Here is a 17,892-nt window from a genome sequence, read left to right as displayed (position 1 = left end):
TTCACGCGCTTCGTGGCGCGAGCAGGATGATCGAGGCGCCGAGAATGCAGATGACGGCGCCGATCATGTCCCAGCGGTCAGGCCGGATGCCCTCGGCGAGCCAAAGCCAGCTGAGCGAAGCGGCGATGTAGATGCCGCCATAAGCGGCATAGGCGCGGCCGGCGGCGTTGGCCTCGACCAGCGCCAAAAGCCAGGCAAAGGCGATCAGTGAAAGCAGGCCCGGTGCGAGCCAGAGCGGCGATTTTTCAAGCCGCCACCAGGCCCAGAAGGCAAAGCAGCCGGCGATCTCGGCAAGGGCGGCGGCAGCGTAGATGACATAGGTCATGAAAAAGGCCCGCGCGATCAGAGCGCCGCGCGTCCACTCTGACGCGCAAAGGACGCTCTAACAGTTAAAATTTGCAACGGGCCTATTTCCTACAAGCGAGGTGGCGGAGGCAAGGGCGGAACCTACTCCTTGTCCGCCACTTTCCTGCGGCGGCTGCTTTTGGCGGCAGGTTCGGTCTCGCGATGCGCCAGTTCGTGCATGGCGAGCGCCTTTTCGCACTTGCCGATATAGTCGCGGGTCAATGGCAGCGTGTCGTTGCGGTGAGTGAGCTGGATCTGGAACACCATCAGGTCCTGCCAGCGGAAGGCAGCTTCGGACGCCGCGAGATAGAACTCCCACATCCGGCAGAAGCGCTCGTCATAGATCGCCCTGGCTTTGTCGCGGTTGGCCGCAAAGCGTTTGCCCCAATGCTTCAGCGTGTCGGCATAATGCAGCCGCAGGATCTCGACATCGGTGACCATCAGGCCGGCCTTTTCAATCGCTGGCAGCACCTCCGACAGAGCGGGAATATAACCGCCGGGGAAGATGTGCTTGCGGATGAAGGCGCTGGTCGAGGCTGGGGGGCCGGCACGGCCGATCGAGTGCAGCACCATGACACCATCGGGCTTCAGGCGCTTGGCAACGTTGTCGAAGAAGGTGCGGTAGTGGTTGACGCCAACGTGCTCGAACATACCGACGGAAACGATGCGGTCGAAGCGCTCGACCAATTCGCGATAATCCCTGATTTCAAAATGGACGTGGCCGTCCAGCCCTTCTTCATGCGCGCGCTCGGTGGCGACAGCATGCTGCTCGCTTGACAAGGTGACGCCGAGCACCTGGACCTCGAAGCTGCGGGCCAGATAAAGCCCAAGTCCGCCCCAGCCGGAACCGATGTCGAGCACCGATTGTCCCGGCCTCAGCCGCATCTTGGCTGCGATATGCGCCTTCTTGGCGATCTGGGCCTCTTCCAGCGTCATGTCCGGATGGGTGAAATAGGCGCAGGAATATTGCATGTCGGCGTCGAGGAAGAGCCGGTAGAGATCACCCGACAGATCGTAGTGCCGCTGGACGTTGCGCTTGGCGCGCGCGGCGGTGTTGACCTGCTGAAAGCGCCGGAAGGCGAGCCTCACATTGTCGATCGCCTTGGTCCAGGCAGTGTCGATGCTGCCATTGCCGAGATTTTGGAAGACGACCCGCATCAGCCCGAGCACATCGCCACCGACGATGTCGACATCGCCGTCCATATAGGCCTCGGGCAGGGCTAGCATGGGATCGAGTGCAATGGCGCTCTCGGCGCGCCGTGTCTTGATCAGGAGATGTACCGGCTCGCCGGAACCGTCGCCGAATCGATGCGACCGCCCATTGGGGCCGGTGACTGTCAGATCGCCCGTGCGCACAAGCTTACCGACGATGCGTTGCAACAACATGTTCATGGCGTGCTCGCGAAAGAGGTCAGTCCTGTAGTCCGATCTTGGAAGATAGTGACAGTGCTGACAAGTTCCACGGCTGGCACAAAAAAAGCCCGGATGTTGCCATCCGGGCTTGGTCCAGAAAACTGGATAGAAGGCGTTGGCTGAAATCAGCCTTCGTCGCCTTCGCCGTCTTCGTTCGGATCAAAGAAGCTGTCCGGACGGGCGTTTTCGTTGATGTCGTCGCCGTAGATGGCCTCAGCCGTGGTCAGCGTCTCGCCCTTCGTCTGGCGCTCGGCTTCGTCGGCCGTGCGCGCGATGTTCAGCGTGATGGTGACTTCGACTTCGGCGTGCAGCGCGATCGCCACATTGGTCAGGCCGATGTTCTTGATCGGCTGGTTGAGCTCGACCTGGTTGCGGGCAACAGTGAAGCCTTCGGCGATCAGCAGGTCGGCGATGTCGCGGGTCGAGACCGAACCGTAGAGCTGGCCGGTTTCACCAGCCGAACGCACGATCACGAAGGTCTTGCCGTCGAGCTTGTCGGCGACCTGCTGGGCTTCCGACTTGCGCTCGAGGTTGCGGGCTTCGAGCTGAGCGCGCTGGCCTTCGAACTTCTTCCTGTTGGCTTCGTTGGCGCGGAGCGCCTTGCCCTTGGGCAGAAGGAAGTTGCGGGCAAAGCCGTCCTTGACCTTGACGGTGTCGCCCATCTGGCCGAGGCGGGAAATGCGTTCGAGGAGAATGACGTCCATTTTCCTGTCCTTTCGTTGGCTGCAAAGGCAGCGAATAAAATTCAACGGGCAAGGAAGCAGGGAAGGGCGGTACCGCCGGTTTCGCTGTCCTGCCTGTCGTTGCGGCAGTTAGGGGCTCTTGAGGAGACCCAACTCGGGATTTTGAGACTTAACCGGCCACGCCCGTCGCGGCAGGAAAATTCTGGCCCGGGCGACAAAGCACCCGGGCCAGAAAGCAGATCACTTCACCACGTAGGGCAGCAGGCCGAGGAAGCGGGCGCGCTTGATCGCCTTGGCGAGTTCACGCTGCTTCTTCTGGCTGACGGCGGTGATGCGCGAAGGAACGATCTTGCCGCGCTCGGAAATGTAGCGCTGCAGCAGACGCACGTCCTTGTAGTCGATCTTCGGAGCGTTGGCGCCGGAGAACGGGCAGGTCTTGCGGCGGCGATGGAAGGGACGACGGGTCGGGATCTGATTGATGTCGACCATTATTCTGCACCCCCTTCAACACCTTCGCGCGGACGGCGCGGGCCACGATCACCACCGCCATCGCGGTCGCCGAAGCTGCGCGGGCCGCGATCACCACGGTCGCGGTCGCCGAAGCTGCGCGGACGATCGCCAAAGCCACCACGCTCGGAGCGCTCTTCGCGCTTCTGCATCATGGCGGAGACGCCTTCTTCATGCGCGTCGACCTTGATGGTCAGGAAGCGCAGAACGTCTTCGGACAGGCCCTGCTGGCGCTCGACTTCCTTGACGGCAGCCGACGGAGCGGTGATGTCCATAAGCGTGTAATACGCCTTGCGGTTCTTGTTGACGCGGTAGGTGAGGGACTTCAGTCCCCAGTTCTCGACCCGGCCAACCGACCCGCCTGCTGCAGTGATGATGCCCTTGTAGTGTTCGACAAGTGCATCGACCTGCTGCTGCGAGAGGTCCTGGCGGGCAAGAAACACATGTTCATAAAGAGCCATAGCTTTTGCCTTTCTTCGTTTCGATCTTCCGGTCCCGGCGGCTAGAGCCTCTGCGACCTCGCTGACCCTTCGAGGGCCTTACGGCCTCCTCAGGGGAAGAAAGGAGCACGACGAGACGGTCGAGAGCGGAGACACGGGAGGCGGAAGCGTTTTCGCTTCACACGGAGACTTTCAAGAAAGCCTCCGGCCCTCCGTTCAGCCCCCAGCTGGGACCGGCAGATGGCGGGCGTCTACATGCTAAGTGCGGCCAAGGCAAGGGGCGGGGCCAAAAATCCCGCCGAAATCGGCCATTTTCTTGGGTTTTTCGCCGCTCAGCCGAGTGCCTCGGGTTGCAGGAAAAGCGGCGAGCGGGTGCGGTCGGCAACGACTTTGTCGACCGTCTCGGGGAAGAAGCCCTTGGCGCCGCGGCGCTTGCCGAACATCATGTCGTATTGCAGCCAGCGGAAATCGCGGATCGCCGGGTCGAGCTGTTTTGCGCGCGACCAGTCGAACACCGACTCGCCTTCGCGTGGTAGCAGCACGTTGCGGTCGACGACCCGGAATCGGTCATGCAGGTCGCCAAGGAAACCGGTGTAGTAGGGGTGGCTGATGCCGGCGGTCTCGAGCACATGCAGAGGCAGGAAGGCCGGGCTGATCGAGCCGATGTCGCGCGCGGGACCTGTGCGGTTCGACCACACCACCAGCGGCGTTTCGTGCTGGACCAGCATCTCGCCGATCGCCGCCTTGCGCTTGGCAACCGGCTCTTTCATGAAGCCGGTCTCGACATAGACGGGCCCGAGCGGCGGCAGGTGGTCACCGAAGAAGGCGATCACGGTCGGGCGCTCGCGCTTGCTCGCCCAGTCCATCAGCCGCTTGAGGCCGCGGTCCGCGTCAGAAGCGCCCTCGGCATAGGTCAGGATCGAATCGCGTGCCCACTGCGTCGTTGCGGCCTCGACCTTGTGGGTCGTGTCGCTGTAGCGGTTCGGCTCGTAAGGGCCGTGGCTCTGCAGGGAGACCGCAAAGAAGAAGAACGGATGCTCGGTCGCATCGGCTTCGCGGATGATCTCTTCCATCAAGGCGGCGTCGGATGCCAGCGGCCCGCGCTTTTCGAGCGGCGGCAGGTTTTCTTCCGACATGAACTTGTCGAAGCCGAAGGCCTGGTAGACAGGCGCGCGGTTCCAGAACCAGCTGCCGAACGGATGGATGGCGCGGGTCTCGTAGCCTTCGCTCTTGAAGAAGGTGGCCAGCGAAGGCACCGGCGCGCGGACATATTGCTGGTAGGGAATGGAGCCGGCCGGCAGGAAGGCGTTGGAGAAACCGGTCAGGGCCTCGAACTCGACATTGGCGGTCATGCCGCCGAATTCGGGCGAAAAAACATGGCCCGACTGCGATGCGCGTGCATTCTTTATAGGATCGGGTGCGATCGATACGCCAGGCAGAAGCGTCGGATCCCAGAAGGATTCGCTCATCACGATGATGACGTCGGGCTTTTCCTCCGGCAGGGCCGCGACAGCCTGTTCAGGCCGGGCAATGGCGTCGATCGCCTTTTCGGAATAGCCCTCCGGCGCCTTGACCTTGGCCATCGGCACATTGAGCGCGAAGGCGATGGCAAAGCCATTGGAGGCGTAATTTTCCTTCTGGTCCCACATCATGGGGATGATCTGGAGGCGGTCGCGCGTCCACGAAAAGGTCGCGTAGTCCATGATCGAGACAAAGAAGGCGAGGGTTGGAATGGCGATAGCGAGACGCGAGACGCGGGCCCAAAGCGTCAAGGTCGGCATGCGGCGGCGCCAGTAGCGCCAGGCCAGCACAAGTAGCGAGATGCCCACGATCAGGCCGACGGCAATGCCGATGCCGGCGAGGGGCCGTTCACGAACGAGCAGCGGCATCAGTTCGACGATCTGACGGGCGTAGAGGAAATCCGTCGGGTAGAGCGGGTCGCCGAGATAGAGCGATTTCTGATGGCCGACGAAGGCGAGCACGAGTGCGACGGGCGCAACGATCAAAAGGCCATTATAGGGCCGCCCGAGAAGCGCATCGAGAGCGATGATCAAAAGGGCAAACAGGGCGACCGTCGTCCAGCTCGGCTTGAACGGCTGCTGGAAGAAGTTGAGGGTGTCGACGAAGGAGCCGCGCGCGACCAACTCGATGGCAAAGACCAGCACCGCCGAAACGGCGAGCGTGACCATGACCGAGCGCAGCACGCACAAAGTATAGGCACGCCGGCCACGCGCTCGCGCGGCCTCGTTTTCGTCATCTCTGACGACGGCCTTGCCGTCCGCCAATTGCTTTGCCAACTCAACTTCCCCGGGCGCTCGACAGCGGCGTCACGCAACTGTCACAAAACGGTCATCGAAAACCTAGCGCATATGGCAAAATTGAGAAGGATGAGGCAAACAAAAGGTGTTTCGTATTAATCATCTGTGATTATTTGCCCCAGCGGGGTCCCAAAGCCCTCAAGACTTGACTTCACGGTATCCATTGCGCCAGAGGCACAACGATGTGGCGTGATGCTTGTTCCCGAACGTGCAAGGGCGCTCCACGTGATAAGTCTGCGCATCGCACCCGGTGAAACCGATTCCGGTTCGGGCCGATGCGGCAAGTAGCCAGGAGACCAACATGGCCGTTGCATTCACTTTCCCGGGGCAGGGCAGCCAGGCTGTCGGCATGGGCAAGGAACTCGCCGATGCTTTTCCCGAAGCGCGCCGCGTGTTCGAAGAAGTCGATGATGCATTGGGCGAAAAACTTTCGAAGCTGATCTGGGAAGGTCCTGAAGAGACGCTGACGCTGACGGCCAACGCCCAGCCGGCGCTGATGGCGGTGTCGATGGCTGCCTTCAGGGCGCTGGAATCGCGCGGCCTGTCGCTCAAGGACAAGGTTTCATACGTCGCGGGGCACTCGCTCGGCGAGTATTCGGCACTAGCTGCCGCTGGCTTTGTTTCGGTCGCCGACGCGGCGCGCCTGCTGCGCATCCGCGGCGACGCCATGCAGGCGGCGGTGCCGGCCGGGCAGGGCGCGATGGCTGCGATCATCGGACTGGAGCAAGCCGATGTCGACGCCGCCTGTGCTGAGGCTGCCCAGGGTTCGGTGTGCCAGATCGCCAACGACAATGGCGGCGGCCAGCTGGTGATCTCGGGCGAGAAGGCGGCCGTCGAACGCGCCGCCAAGCTCTGCACCGAAAAGGGCGCCAAGCGCGCGCTGATGCTGCAGGTCTCAGCGCCTTTCCATTCGGCGCTGATGGCGCCGGCGGCTGAAAAAATGCGCGAAGCACTCGCCGGGGTGAAGAAGCATCCGCCGATCGTTCCGGTTGTCGCCAACGTCTCGGTTCAGCCGATCACCGATCCCGAAGAGATCGCCGCCCGCCTCGTCGAGCAGGTCACCGGCCGCGTGCGCTGGCGCGAGACGGTCGAATGGTTCGGCAACAACGGCGTCACCACACTTTACGAAGTGGGCGCCGGCAAGGTGTTGTCGGGCCTCGCCCGCCGCATCAACAAGGACATCGCAACGGCTGCGGTCAACAACCCGGCCGACATCGACGCGGCAATCGCCGCACTCGTCTGAACAATTCAATCGACCCGCCCGTGAAGGGCGATCTCTGAAAGGGATTGAAAAATGCTCGATCTGACCGGCCGCAAGGCACTCGTCACCGGCGCATCCGGGGGCATCGGCGAAGAAATCGCCCGCATCCTCCACAAGCAGGGCGCCATCGTTGGCCTGCACGGCACACGCGTTGAAAAGCTCGAGGCCCTGGCCAGCGAGCTCGGCGACCGCGTGAAACTGTTTCCGGCCAATCTCGCCGACCGCGATGAAGTCAAGGCGCTGGGCCAGAAGGCCGAGGCCGATCTCGAAGGCGTCGACATCCTGGTCAACAACGCCGGCATCACCAAGGACGGCCTGTTCGTGCGCATGTCCGACGCCGACTGGGACAGTGTCATCGAGATCAACCTGACGGCGATGTTCCGCCTGACGCGCGAGTTGACGCACCCGATGATGCGCCGCCGCCATGGCCGCATCATCAACATCACCTCGATCGTCGGCGTCACCGGCAATCCTGGCCAGACCAACTACTGTGCCTCCAAGGCGGGCATGATCGGCTTTTCCAAGTCGCTCGCCCAGGAGATCGCGACCCGCAACATCACCGTCAATTGCGTCGCCCCCGGCTTCATCGAATCGGCAATGACGGAGAAGCTCAACGACAAGCAGAAAGAGACGATCATGGCCGCGATCCCGGCCAAGCGCATGGGCACCGGCAAGGAAGTTGCTTCGGCCGTCGCTTATCTCGCTTCCAACGAAGCAGCTTATGTCACTGGCCAGACAATCCATGTAAATGGCGGCATGGCGATGATCTGATTGACGCAATAGGCCGGGATAACCGGCCCTTTTGCCTTGGACGCGGTGAAGTTTTCGTGTATTGCCGCGCTCCATCAGGTGGCCGGGCCGAAACCGGACCGCCACCCGAGCGCTTGGGAAAGCGCAGATTACAGCTTGATTAGCGGCAATCCGCCCGCTAACGAAGACCTAACAAACATCAGACTGAGGATGCCCACATGAGTGACACCGCAGAGCGCGTCAAGAAGATCGTTATCGAACATCTTGGCGTTGACGCCGACAAGGTGACTGAAGCTGCAAGCTTCATCGACGACCTGGGCGCGGACAGCCTCGACACGGTCGAGCTCGTTATGGCGTTCGAAGAAGAATTCGGCGTCGAAATTCCTGACGACGCGGCCGAAACCATCCTCACCGTTGGCGACGCCGTGAAGTACATTGACAAGGCTTCGGCCTGAGCGATCGCGAATTGTCAGGGATGCCTGCGATGAGGCGTGTGGTCGTCACGGGCCTTGGCCTGCTTTCACCGTTCGGCATGGGCTACGAGCACGGCTGGAAAGAGCTTCTTTCCGGTCGTAGCGCCGCGAGGCGCATCTCGGAGTTCGAGGTCGAAGATCTCCCCTGCAAAATTGCCAACGTCATCCCCAGGGGTGACGGCAGCGACAATTCCTTCAATCCCGAAGCGGTCCTTGAGCACAAGGAACTGCGCAAGATCGGCGACTTCATCCTTTACGGGATCGCGGCCGCCGACGAGGCATTGAAGGATTCGGGCTGGCAGCCCAAGACGCCGGAAGAGCAAAACGCAACCGGCGTCATGATCGGCTCGGGCATCGGCGGCATTGACGGCATTGCTGAAAATGCGCTGATCCTCAAGGAACGCGGCCCGCGCCGCATCAGCCCCTTCTTCATTCCAGGCCAGATCATCAATCTGGTTTCGGGCCAGGTTTCGATCCGGCACGGGCTCAAGGGCCCCAACCATGCCGTCGTCACCGCCTGCTCGACCGGTGCGCACGCTATCGGCGATGCAGCCCGCCTGATCATGTTCGGCGATGCCGACGTGATGCTGGCCGGCGGTGCCGAAGCACCAGTGACGCGCCTTTCGCTTGCCGGCTTTGCCGCTTGCCGGGCGCTGTCGACCGACCGCAACGACGAGCCCGAGAAGGCCTCGCGTCCTTATGACCGCGACCGCGACGGTTTCGTCATGGGCGAGGGAGCCGGCGTTGTCGTTCTCGAGGAGCTTGAGCACGCCAAGGCGCGCGGTGCCAAGATCTACGCAGAAGTTGTTGGCTACGGCCTGACCGGTGACGCACATCACATCACCGCTCCCGCCGAAGACGGCGACGGCGCCTTCCGCTGCATGACGGCCGCCCTCAAGCGCGCCAACCTGTCGCCGGCGGATGTCGACTACATCAACGCCCATGGCACGTCGACCATGGCCGACACGATCGAACTGGGTGCGGTCGAACGCCTTGTCGGCAACGCTGCCTCCAAGGTTTCGATGTCGTCGACCAAGTCGTCGATCGGCCATCTGCTTGGTGCTGCCGGTGCCGCGGAAGCGATCTTTTCGATCCTCGCCATTCGCGACAACATCGCGCCAGCGACGATCAATCTCGATAATCCCGAGCGCGAAACCGCGATCGATCTCGTGCCGCACAAGCCGCGCGCCCGGCAGATCGATGTCGCCCTGTCGAACTCCTTCGGTTTCGGCGGAACCAACGCATCGCTGGTCTTCCAGCGCTATAACGGCTGATCGCCTGTGGGCAGGGGCCCCTTTGGGGGCCCTTTGCCGTGATTTCTGCCACATTCGGGCCTAGTCTCCCGGCGGGGATTCGACGCAAGAGGAAGTGGCGAGGCAAGATGAGCATCAATACGCCAGATCAGGGGCAAGGCGCGCCGCGCGCCGCAAATCCGATCGTTCCAAAGACCGCGCAGGAAGCGCTGCGCCCCGAAATCGGGACGCCGCCGCCCAAGCGTTCGCGCGCTTCGCGCAACCAGATCGTCGTGTTCATGAATTTCATGATGTCGACGGCGGTGCTGGTGATCCTGGCTGGTGGTGCAGCGCTTTATTTCGGCAAGCAAGAATTCAACGGCGCGGGCCCTTCGTCGACTCCCACGACATTCCTGGTCAAAGAAAAGACCGGCGTGCAGGATATCGCCGACCAGCTTGAGCGGCGCGGTCTGGTCAGCGATGCCCGCATCTTCCGCATGGGGGTGCGCGCCTACGGCAATGACGGCTCTCTCAAGGCCGGCGAATATGAGATCGCGGCTGGTGCTTCGATGCACGAGATCATGGAGTTGTTGAAGAGCGGCAAGTCGGTGCAGTATTCGCTGACGATCCCAGAAGGGCTGACCGTCGAGCAGGCGTGGAAACGTATCGCCGAACAAGAAGCGCTCAGCGGCGACATGCCGGCTGAGATGCCGGCCGAGGGCACGCTTGCGGCCGATACCCAGCGCTTCACGCGTGGACTGACGCGCCAGCAGATCGTCAACAAGATGCTTGCCGACCAAAAGGAACTGGTCGAGAGCATCTGGGCGCGCCGTTCCGCGGATCTGCCGATTGCCGACGTCAACGAGTTCGTGACGCTGGCCTCCATCGTCGAGAAGGAAACCGCTCGCGGCGACGAGCGCTCGCGCGTGGCGGCCGTGTTCATCAACCGGCTCAACAAGGGCATGCGGCTGCAGTCTGACCCGACGATCATCTACGGCATCTTCGGCGGCAAGGGTAAGCCGGCCGATCGGCCGATCTTCCGCTCCGACATCGACAAGCCGACCCCTTACAACACCTATACGATCAAGGGCCTGCCGCCGACGCCGATCGCCAATCCGGGCAAAGCCTCGTTGGAGGCTGTCGCCAACCCGTCCAAGACCAAGGATCTCTACTTCGTTGCCGATGGTTCGGGGGGGCACGTCTTTGCCGAGACGCTGGACGAGCACAACGAGAACGTCGCGCGCTGGCGTGCATTCCAGCGCAAGGTCGTCGAGGACGAGAAGGCGGCTGATGACGCCGATCCGGCCAAGAAAGACCCAACGACCACCAACACCGTCAAGAAGTAACCAAGCCCATGCATGACCCCGAAAATCGGAATCGATTTTCGGAAGGATCATGCACAGATTGAAAGTGTTACAGTCTCCTTTGCGCGCCCATTCGGACGCGCTGCGCTGTAAAAACAGGAATTCGCTGCCAGATGAACCTGCAAAGCATGACAGGCTTCGCCCGCGTAGCGGCGGAGCATGACGGAACGGCGATCGCCTGGGAGGTCAAGTCGGTCAACGGCAAGAGCGTGGAAGTGCGCTTGCGCCTGCCGCAGGGCTTCGAACGGCTGGAGCCTTTGGTCAGGCAAGCCATCCAGAAGCGCTTTTCGCGCGGCAATGTGCAGGCGACCTTGACTGTCAGCCGCACCGGCGGTTCGATGGTGCAGCCGGTGATCAACGAAGTGTTCCTGCGCGACGTTGCCGAGCTGGCAAACCGCCTCGTCAAGCAATATGGCACAGCCCCTGCCAGTGCCGACGGACTGCTTTCGCTGCGCGGAGTGTTCGACGTGCCTGAGGCGGTCGAGACCGAAGAACAGCGCGCGGCGATCGATGCGGTGACCATGAATTGCCTGGAAGCCGCGCTTGCTGGTCTCGTTGAGGCGCGCAAATCCGAGGGTGAGGCGCTGCGGGGCCTGCTGTCTGGGCACATCGCGACCATCGAGACGCTGACACTGCGTGCCGAAGCCGATCCGTCACGCGAGCCTGCGCAGATCCGCCAGCGCCTGGCCGAACAGGTGCGCCTGCTGCTTGAGGCATCGCCGGCGCTCGATGAGACGCGGCTCAACATGGAAGCGGCGTTCTTGGCGACCAAGGCCGATATCCGCGAGGAGATCGACCGGCTGAAGACACACGTCGCCTCCGGGCGGGCGTTGATCTCGGGCGGCGGCACGATTGGCCGCAAGCTCGATTTTCTGGCGCAGGAATTCAATCGCGAATCGAATACTCTGTGCTCGAAGTCGAACGCCGCCACGGTGACCGCCATCGGGCTGGAACTGAAGGCCGTGGTCGATCAGTTTCGCGAACAAGTACAGAATCTGGAGTAGCGCATGAGCGCAGAGACCCCCTCAATTGCCATCAAGCGGCGCGGCCTGATGCTGGTGTTGTCGTCGCCTTCTGGCGCGGGCAAGTCGACAATCTCGCGCAACCTCATCGAAACCGACCCGGAATTGCGGCTGTCGGTGAGCGTCACCACCCGTCCACGCCGTGGCAGCGAGATTGATGGGGCCCATTACCACTTCACCACCAAGCGCGAGTTCGAGCTCTTGCGCGACAATGACGCGCTGCTCGAATGGGCGGAAGTCCACGGCAATTTCTATGCGACGCCGCGAGAGCCGGTCGAACTGGCGATGTCGCAGGGTCGCGACATGCTGTTCGATATCGACTGGCAGGGTGCAAAGCAGCTCAAGGAGAAGATGCGTGGCGACATCGTCTCGATCTTCATCCTGCCGCCATCCATGGGCGAATTGAAGGGCCGCCTGAAGCGCCGGGCGGAAGACCAGGATGCGGTGATCGAAACGCGGCTCAAGAACGCCCGCGACGAGATCGAGCACTGGGGCGAATACGATTACGTCGTGATCAATGACGATCTGAACCGCGCCTTTGGCGAAGTGCGCGCGATCGTGGCCGCCGAGCGCCTGCGCCGTGACCGCAGGCCTGGCCTGTTCGATTTCGTTTCGAAATTGCTCGACGAAAAGGTGTGAGGCAGGCGGCCCTTACCCAAAGGGTGAGGGCCTGCTAGCGTTCAGACGGCCTTTGCCAGTGCCACGAACTCCTCGACGCTTAGGGTCTCGGCGCGGCGCGTCGGGTCGATGCCGACGGTTTCCAGCAGCTTTTCACCGCCCATGCTTTTCAGGCTCTGGCGCAGCATCTTGCGGCGCTGGCCAAAGGCCGCCTCGGTGACGCGACCAAGTACCTTCACATCGGCGGCCAGCGGCACCATGCGTGGCTCCAGATGGACCACTGACGAGGTGACCTTCGGGGCCGGGGTAAAAGCCTGCGGCGGCACGTCGAAGGCGATGCGGGCATCGGTGCGCCAGCCTGCGAGAACGCCGAGCCGGCCAAAGGCCGAACTCGCCGGACGCGCAACGATGCGCTCGGCGACCTCGCGCTGGAACATCAAGGTCAGCGACTGGTAGAAGGGCGGCCAGGTCTCAACGGTAAGCCAGCGGACTAGAAGTTCCGTGCCGATGTTGTAGGGCAGGTTGGCGACGATCTTTGTCGGCTCGCCGTTTGCCAGGGCTGCAAAGTCGGTCTTTAGGGCATCGCCCGACACAACTTCCAATCGGCCGGGATAATGGTCAGAGATTTCGGCCAGTGCTGCCAGGCAACGCTCGTCGCGCTCGATGGCGATGACGCGCTTTGCGCCATGCATCAGAAGTGCACGGGTCAGCCCGCCCGGCCCGGGACCAACCTCGATGACGGTGACGCCGGTGAGATCGCCGGCAGCACGCGCGACCTTGCCGGTGAGGTTGAGGTCGAGCAGGAAATTCTGGCCGAGCGTCTTCTTGGCCTGGAGGCCGTGACGTTCGATGACATCGCGCAACGGCGGCAGGCCATCGATGCTGGTGACGGCTGAACTCATGATGATCTAGAGCCTGTTCCATTCCGATTGAATCGGAATGGGGCTCTATCCTTTTGTTGGAGCGTGATCTTTTCCGAAAACCGGTTCCCACTTTTCGGGATCATGCTCTTGCTTCCACGTCGGCGAGCTGGCGCGCCAGCTTCAGTGCAGCGATCAGGCTGTCGGGCCTTGCAATACCCTTGCCGGCAATGTCGAAAGCGGTGCCATGGTCGGGCGAGGTTCGGATGAAGGGCAAGCCGAGCGTGACGTTGACCGTCTCGTCGAAGGCCAGTGCCTTGGCCGGGATCAGCGCCTGGTCGTGATACATGCAGATGGCGGCGTCGTAGCCAGCGCGCGCGCGGGCATGGAACATGGTATCGGCGGGCAGGGGGCCGAATGCGTCGATGCCTTCCGCCTTGAGCGCTTCCACGGCGGGGCGGATGACACGCTCGTCCTCATGTCCCATGGCTCCGCCTTCGCCGGCATGGGGATTGAGCCCCGATACTGCGATGCGCGGCCTGGCAATGCCGAAGCGGATGCGCAGGTCGTGCGCGGTGATGCGAACGGTCTCGACGATGGCCGCGGTGGTCAGCGCCCTAGGCACTTCAGCCAGAGCAATGTGGATGGTCACAGGCACGGCGCGCAGGTCCGGTCCGGCCAACATCATGACCGGTGTTACTTCGGCGCCGGTCCTCTGGCTGGCCAGATAAGCGAGATATTCGGTGTGGCCGGGAAAGCGGAAGCCGGCGTCATAGAGTGGTTTCTTGGCGATCGGGCAGGTGACGACGGCTGCCGCACGGTCTTCGAAGGTGTCGACGACAGCGCGGTCGATCGCCTCGATGATGCCGGCTGCGTTGCGCTTGTCCGGCTGGCCGGGCGCGTCGATCAGAGACGTTGCGAGCGGCACGACCGGCAGGGCATTGGCAAAGAGGTGTGCAGCCCCGGCTGGATCGGTCTCGGCGATCGCAACCTCCATACCCATAGTGCGAGCACGTGCGACAACAAGCACCGGGTCCGCGAGAAGATAGAAGGCCGGCACCTTCGCTTCGTTGCGCAGACGCCACGCGGCGACTGCGATTTCTGGACCGATGCCGGAGGGATCGCCCGACGTCAACGCCAGCGGGGCGCCATGGGAACCCACGACCTAGCGGGTTACGATGCGAGCGTACTTCCGCAGCTCGGCAATGTACTTCTTGTTGAGCTCGTCGGCCTTTGCATTGTCGCCCTTGCCCTCGCCTTCCGCCTGGAAGACCATCTGGGCAACCTTGTCGTCGGAAACTTCGCGGGCGCTGCAAATGCCGATGAACTCGACACCGCGATCGGTTTCCCGAACCGGCGTCGCGCCACCTGCCTTGAGCTTCTTGATGTCTTCGGCCCACTCTGGCGGCAGTTGGGGAGCCAACACACGCCCAAGATCGCGCACAGTCACATCGAGCAGCCCCTTGGAGAACTCGCGTGTCTGTTCACAGCCATTGAAACGGCCGCGCATGGCATCGGCCTCACGCTTGCGCTTGGCGATCGAGCCGCGCTCGGAGGCGGGTACGACGAAAATCACCTGCTGCAGCATGTATTCAGTGGCGCTGGGCTTGGCACCGCCCTGCTGGAGCATGCGCCGCACGGCGTCCTGCTCGCTGGTGCCGCCCCCGCCTTGCTCGGCGCGGAAACGCGAGCTGAGCGCCTGGTTCCAGCCCATCTGGGCACGGATGTAATCCTTGAAGTGGTTGCTGGTCACGCCAGCCTGCGCCAGGATCTGGTCCATCTGAGCGGGCTTCAGCTTGTTGGAACCGGCAAAGCGCGCATAGGCATCCTCGACCTGCTTGTCGGAGATGCGGATGTTGAGACGCTTCATCTCGGCCAGACGCAGCGTCTGCTCGATCATTTCTTCACTGGCGTCGCCTTTGCGCTTCTGCAGCTTGAGAAAGGCGGCCCGACGCTGGATGTCGTAGCTGGTGATCGGCACATCATTGACGACGTACTTGATTTCGCTGGCCTGAGCCTGCGGCGCATAGGCGGTCATTGAAACCGACGTCGCCGCCACGAGCAGAGCAAAGCCTGCCGAAAAGAGGTACTTCCGCATGGAAAAAGTCCCGTTCAAACCCCAATCCGGGCTTCGCCCGGACGTTATTGCCCCGTAAATGGCCGCTTTATGCGGCAAAACGATGTCGGGCCGCCCCCAACGCCGTTGCTATGCCGATCCTAGAAGGCGTTTGTTGCCGTGCCGAAATCACCGATCGTGCGGAACGAGATGTTGAAGCCGACGGTGCGGGTGACATCGTCCGGATCGTTGTGATCGCGGCTTTCCGCATAGGTCATCATGTAGGTGAAGCACTCGTCGTCATACGCAAAGCCAAGGCCGCTTTGGACGAGCAGATCGTTCTGGATGTCGTACGTACCGGAGCCGAAGCCGCGCCAATTGTCGTTGAAACGAGCTGTGGCGCCGAGCGTGACTTCATGGCGGTCGGTGGCAAAACCGTAGAGCGGCTGCGCCTCGACGAAGGCATATCGTGCCGAAACAGCGAGTGGACGGGCGTCCAGGCCGACCTTGAACTCGGCGCGTCGCACGTCGAGTGATTGCTCGTCGAAGCGGCCGCTGACCGAAGCGGAAAAACCGTTCGGGCTGGCGATGCCGGCAAGAGCGACGTAATCTGACGTGTCGGTCTCCAGGCCTGAATAGGCGCCGGCGTTGACGAGATCAGGGGCGGCAAACGAGTTTTCGCCAGCAAGCTGATAGGACTGGCCGGCGAGCGCGTTGGTGGTCCAGCCATTGTTGAAGCTGCCGGAGTAGCGCAAGCCGAGATTGGCGCGCGTGCCGCCTTCCATGCGGTCGTAGCCCGAGAACTTGTCGCGCTCAAATAGAGACGTGGCGTCGAAGACGAAGCTCTGGGCATCCTCGTTGGGGATACCGAGTCCACCGACATGGCTCTCGCTCGGGCGAGCGAACAGCTGCGCCATAGGCTCAAGCACATGGGTCGAACTTGTCGACGAGAACAATACCGGCCAGCGCAATTCGAGGCCGAGCGTAGCCATGTAGCGGAACAGCGACGAGCGGACGTCGTCGGCGACGTTGATCTGCGGGTTTGCGGCCATCGTGTTGATGGCGTTGAGCGAGTCCGCGGACGCGTTGAGATAGCTGCCGTCGCCGCGGAAAGCGAGCAGAGGCGTGACCAGCAGGCCGCCATCGGTGGTGAGCGTGCGCTTCCACTCGGCTTCGGCGGTCAAGCGGCCGGACGAGCTTTCGAGACCGTGGATGGTCGGCCCGTTTGCGGCAGCCAACGCCGAATCGAGTTCCGAGCGCTGGAGGACGCGTGCATTGACGTCGAAGGAAAGCTCGCCACCGGCCACCGGCATATCAGGGATATAGGCGTAATCGAGCGTCGGCAGCACCCACGGCTGCTTGTCGGCTCGAGCCGTGGGATCGCTGTCGAGCACCTCTTCCTGAACGTCGAAGCGCATGGCGCGCAGGTCGAAATAGTTACGGTCGTTCAGGCCGGTGAGATAGACTTCCGAGCGATGCGTGCTGTCGGAAAAACCATCGATATTGTAGGTGCGCGAAAAATTCTTGTCGGTCTGTGCGAGAATATCCCAACCGAACGCCCATCGCGGATTGAGGTCGAAACGGCCTTTCGTGCCGACCATGCCACGCAGCTTGTTCGGGTCGCCGACAGGCCCGCTGTCGACGGTGTTGACGTCGAACTTGTCCGGATTCATCTGGTGGATGCCGGCGATCTTGAGGGTGTACCCGCCGTTGTTGAAACGCTGGCGCCACTCTGCTTCGCCAAGGAAGCCCTGCTTGGTATAGCCGGTGCCTTTGACGGTGAGATCATAAGTCGGCGACAGCGCGAAATAGTAAGGAATCGTAAGGCCGGCACCGAGGTCGCTCTTGAAGCCGATGCTGGGCATCAGGAAGCCGCTTTTGCGCTTCACTGTCGGGTCGGCGATTTCGAATGCCGGCAAGAAGGCGATGGGGAAGCCGAAGAACTCGAAATTCGAGTTCTCGAAGCGCACGGTCTTCTTCTGGCCGTCCCAAATGATCTTCTGCGCCTTGACGCGCCAGATCGGCGCCTTGTCAGGCGTTTTTTCGCAAGGTGCGCAGGCCGTGTAGACACCGTTGTTGAACGTCGTCAGCACACCGCCTTCGCGCTTGGCGCTTTCGGCGGCGAAATAGGTCTTGTCGACGGTTTCGACGCGCAGCGCGTTGACGAAGCCGTCGGCGAAGTCGTCGGTGATGTCGATTTCTTGCGAGAATATCTTGGTGCCGTCGGAATTGACGATCGCGACATTGCCGCTGGCTACCAAGCGCGATGTCTTGCGGTCATAGGTGACGCGCTGGGCGACGAGGCGGTTGCCGGCATAATCGATCTGCACGCCGCCGACGGCTGTCACCGTCTGAACGTCGTTGTCATAGACGAGCGTGTCCGCCTCAAGCAGCATCTGCGAGCCTTCGGGCACGCTGGGCGCGAGGTCGGCGACGGTTTGAGCGAACGCTGGAGCGAGCGGAAGCGCGCACGCGAACAGAGATGCGAGCGCGGTCGCACCGAAAAGGCGTGCCCTAAGGGCCGTCCTGCGGCTGGCCATTACGCCCCTC

17 protein-coding genes are annotated in these 17,892 nt (G+C 62.3%); 7 read left to right on the top strand and 10 right to left on the bottom strand.

The features are described 5' to 3' along the window. Window position 1 precedes the first annotated feature (1 nt). The 6 genes from AC1DWF_RS04345 to AC1DWF_RS04320 all read right to left on the bottom strand — a co-directional run bounded on the left by AC1DWF_RS04345 (window position 2) and on the right by AC1DWF_RS04320 (window position 5,577). Complete coding sequence (locus AC1DWF_RS04345; protein ID WP_476783958.1) at window positions 2-325, bottom strand: YnfA family protein; 324 nt, start codon at window positions 323-325, stop codon at window positions 2-4. A 122-nt stretch (window positions 326-447) separates the two neighbouring features. After that, window positions 448-1,737: a class I SAM-dependent methyltransferase gene (locus AC1DWF_RS04340; protein ID WP_476783957.1), complete on the bottom strand. Its 1,290-nt coding sequence runs from the start codon at window positions 1,735-1,737 to the stop codon at window positions 448-450. Window positions 1,738-1,883: 146 nt separating this feature from the next. Next, window positions 1,884-2,462: a 50S ribosomal protein L9 gene (rplI, locus tag AC1DWF_RS04335; protein WP_476783956.1), complete on the bottom strand. Its 579-nt coding sequence runs from the start codon at window positions 2,460-2,462 to the stop codon at window positions 1,884-1,886. 219 nt (window positions 2,463-2,681) lie between these two features. Next, window positions 2,682-2,930, bottom strand: a complete 249-nt coding sequence (gene rpsR / locus AC1DWF_RS04330) for a 30S ribosomal protein S18 (protein WP_019170551.1) — start codon at window positions 2,928-2,930, stop codon at window positions 2,682-2,684. Beyond that, window positions 2,930-3,409, bottom strand: a complete 480-nt coding sequence (gene rpsF, locus AC1DWF_RS04325) for a 30S ribosomal protein S6 (protein WP_476783955.1) — start codon at window positions 3,407-3,409, stop codon at window positions 2,930-2,932. Before rpsF ends, rpsR begins: the two co-directional genes overlap by 1 nt. Window positions 3,410-3,720: 311 nt before the next feature. After that, window positions 3,721-5,577, bottom strand: coding sequence for an LTA synthase family protein (locus AC1DWF_RS04320; protein ID WP_476783960.1), 1,857 nt, complete (start codon window positions 5,575-5,577; stop codon window positions 3,721-3,723). Between the two features lie 430 nt (window positions 5,578-6,007). Here AC1DWF_RS04320 and fabD point away from each other — a divergent pair, with 430 nt between their 5' ends. The 7 genes from fabD (at window position 6,008) to gmk (ending at window position 12,447) form a co-directional block, all read left to right on the top strand. Then, the gene (gene fabD / locus AC1DWF_RS04315; protein ID WP_476783954.1) at window positions 6,008-6,949 is read left to right on the top strand and encodes an ACP S-malonyltransferase; all 942 of its coding nucleotides are present in this window, start codon (window positions 6,008-6,010) and stop codon (window positions 6,947-6,949) included. A 51-nt stretch (window positions 6,950-7,000) separates the two neighbouring features. Next, window positions 7,001-7,738: a 3-oxoacyl-[acyl-carrier-protein] reductase gene (fabG, locus tag AC1DWF_RS04310; protein ID WP_476783953.1), complete on the top strand. Its 738-nt coding sequence runs from the start codon at window positions 7,001-7,003 to the stop codon at window positions 7,736-7,738. Between the two features lie 197 nt (window positions 7,739-7,935). Further along, window positions 7,936-8,172: an acyl carrier protein gene (locus AC1DWF_RS04305; protein WP_055978681.1), complete on the top strand. Its 237-nt coding sequence runs from the start codon at window positions 7,936-7,938 to the stop codon at window positions 8,170-8,172. A gap of 29 nt (window positions 8,173-8,201) precedes the next feature. Further along, on the top strand, window positions 8,202-9,464 hold the full coding sequence (gene fabF, locus AC1DWF_RS04300; protein ID WP_476784223.1) for a beta-ketoacyl-ACP synthase II: 1,263 nt from the start codon (window positions 8,202-8,204) through the stop codon (window positions 9,462-9,464). 107 nt (window positions 9,465-9,571) lie between these two features. Continuing rightward, the gene (gene mltG, locus AC1DWF_RS04295) at window positions 9,572-10,768 is read left to right on the top strand and encodes an endolytic transglycosylase MltG (protein ID WP_476784222.1); all 1,197 of its coding nucleotides are present in this window, start codon (window positions 9,572-9,574) and stop codon (window positions 10,766-10,768) included. A gap of 131 nt (window positions 10,769-10,899) precedes the next feature. Further along, complete coding sequence (locus AC1DWF_RS04290) at window positions 10,900-11,790, top strand: YicC/YloC family endoribonuclease (RefSeq protein ID WP_476784221.1); 891 nt, start codon at window positions 10,900-10,902, stop codon at window positions 11,788-11,790. 3 nt (window positions 11,791-11,793) lie between these two features. Beyond that, complete coding sequence (gmk, locus tag AC1DWF_RS04285) at window positions 11,794-12,447, top strand: guanylate kinase (RefSeq protein WP_476784220.1); 654 nt, start codon at window positions 11,794-11,796, stop codon at window positions 12,445-12,447. 41 nt (window positions 12,448-12,488) lie between these two features. Here the strand turns inward: gmk and rsmA are convergent, their stop codons facing one another. The 4 genes from rsmA to AC1DWF_RS04265 form a co-directional block, all read right to left on the bottom strand. Next, a complete protein-coding gene (gene rsmA / locus AC1DWF_RS04280) occupies window positions 12,489-13,328 on the bottom strand; it encodes a 16S rRNA (adenine(1518)-N(6)/adenine(1519)-N(6))-dimethyltransferase RsmA (protein ID WP_476789002.1) in 840 nt (279 codons plus the stop codon). 100 nt (window positions 13,329-13,428) lie between these two features. Next, on the bottom strand, window positions 13,429-14,448 hold the full coding sequence (gene pdxA / locus AC1DWF_RS04275; RefSeq protein WP_476784218.1) for a 4-hydroxythreonine-4-phosphate dehydrogenase PdxA: 1,020 nt from the start codon (window positions 14,446-14,448) through the stop codon (window positions 13,429-13,431). Between the two features lie 3 nt (window positions 14,449-14,451). Then, window positions 14,452-15,384 carry a peptidylprolyl isomerase gene (locus tag AC1DWF_RS04270; protein ID WP_476784217.1) on the bottom strand — a complete coding sequence of 311 codons (933 nt, stop codon included), beginning with the start codon at window positions 15,382-15,384 and terminating at the stop codon, window positions 14,452-14,454. A 119-nt stretch (window positions 15,385-15,503) separates the two neighbouring features. Beyond that, the gene (locus AC1DWF_RS04265; protein WP_476804447.1) at window positions 15,504-17,882 is read right to left on the bottom strand and encodes an LPS-assembly protein LptD; all 2,379 of its coding nucleotides are present in this window, start codon (window positions 17,880-17,882) and stop codon (window positions 15,504-15,506) included. Window positions 17,883-17,892 lie beyond the last annotated feature (10 nt).

It is taken from the genome of Aminobacter sp. P4_D5, from assembly GCF_056401815.1.
The sequence above is the reverse complement of the archived record's forward strand: the minus strand, read 5'-3'. Positions and strand labels throughout refer to the sequence as shown.

Bases quoted from the DNA above. Each gene is read 5' to 3' on its own strand.
- AC1DWF_RS04265 (WP_476804447.1), bottom strand. From the start codon at position 17,882: ATGGCCAGCCGCAGGACGGCCCTTAGGGCACGCCTTTTCGGTGCGACC.
- rsmA (WP_476789002.1), bottom strand. From the start codon at position 13,328: ATGAGTTCAGCCGTCACCAGCATCGATGGCCTGCCGCCGTTGCGCGAT.
- rpsF (WP_476783955.1), bottom strand. From the start codon at position 3,409: ATGGCTCTTTATGAACATGTGTTTCTTGCCCGCCAGGACCTCTCGCAG.
- mltG (WP_476784222.1), top strand. From the start codon at position 9,572: ATGAGCATCAATACGCCAGATCAGGGGCAAGGCGCGCCGCGCGCCGCA.
- AC1DWF_RS04290 (WP_476784221.1), top strand. From the start codon at position 10,900: ATGAACCTGCAAAGCATGACAGGCTTCGCCCGCGTAGCGGCGGAGCAT.
- AC1DWF_RS04270 (WP_476784217.1), bottom strand. From the start codon at position 15,384: ATGCGGAAGTACCTCTTTTCGGCAGGCTTTGCTCTGCTCGTGGCGGCG.
- rpsR (WP_019170551.1), bottom strand. From the start codon at position 2,930: ATGGTCGACATCAATCAGATCCCGACCCGTCGTCCCTTCCATCGCCGC.
- gmk (WP_476784220.1), top strand. From the start codon at position 11,794: ATGAGCGCAGAGACCCCCTCAATTGCCATCAAGCGGCGCGGCCTGATG.
- fabD (WP_476783954.1), top strand. From the start codon at position 6,008: ATGGCCGTTGCATTCACTTTCCCGGGGCAGGGCAGCCAGGCTGTCGGC.
- AC1DWF_RS04305 (WP_055978681.1), top strand. From the start codon at position 7,936: ATGAGTGACACCGCAGAGCGCGTCAAGAAGATCGTTATCGAACATCTT.
- AC1DWF_RS04320 (WP_476783960.1), bottom strand. From the start codon at position 5,577: ATGGTCACGCTCGCCGTTTCGGCGGTGCTGGTCTTTGCCATCGAGTTG.
- AC1DWF_RS04340 (WP_476783957.1), bottom strand. From the start codon at position 1,737: ATGAACATGTTGTTGCAACGCATCGTCGGTAAGCTTGTGCGCACGGGC.
- AC1DWF_RS04345 (WP_476783958.1), bottom strand. From the start codon at position 325: ATGACCTATGTCATCTACGCTGCCGCCGCCCTTGCCGAGATCGCCGGC.
- fabF (WP_476784223.1), top strand. From the start codon at position 8,202: ATGAGGCGTGTGGTCGTCACGGGCCTTGGCCTGCTTTCACCGTTCGGC.
- rplI (WP_476783956.1), bottom strand. From the start codon at position 2,462: ATGGACGTCATTCTCCTCGAACGCATTTCCCGCCTCGGCCAGATGGGC.
- fabG (WP_476783953.1), top strand. From the start codon at position 7,001: ATGCTCGATCTGACCGGCCGCAAGGCACTCGTCACCGGCGCATCCGGG.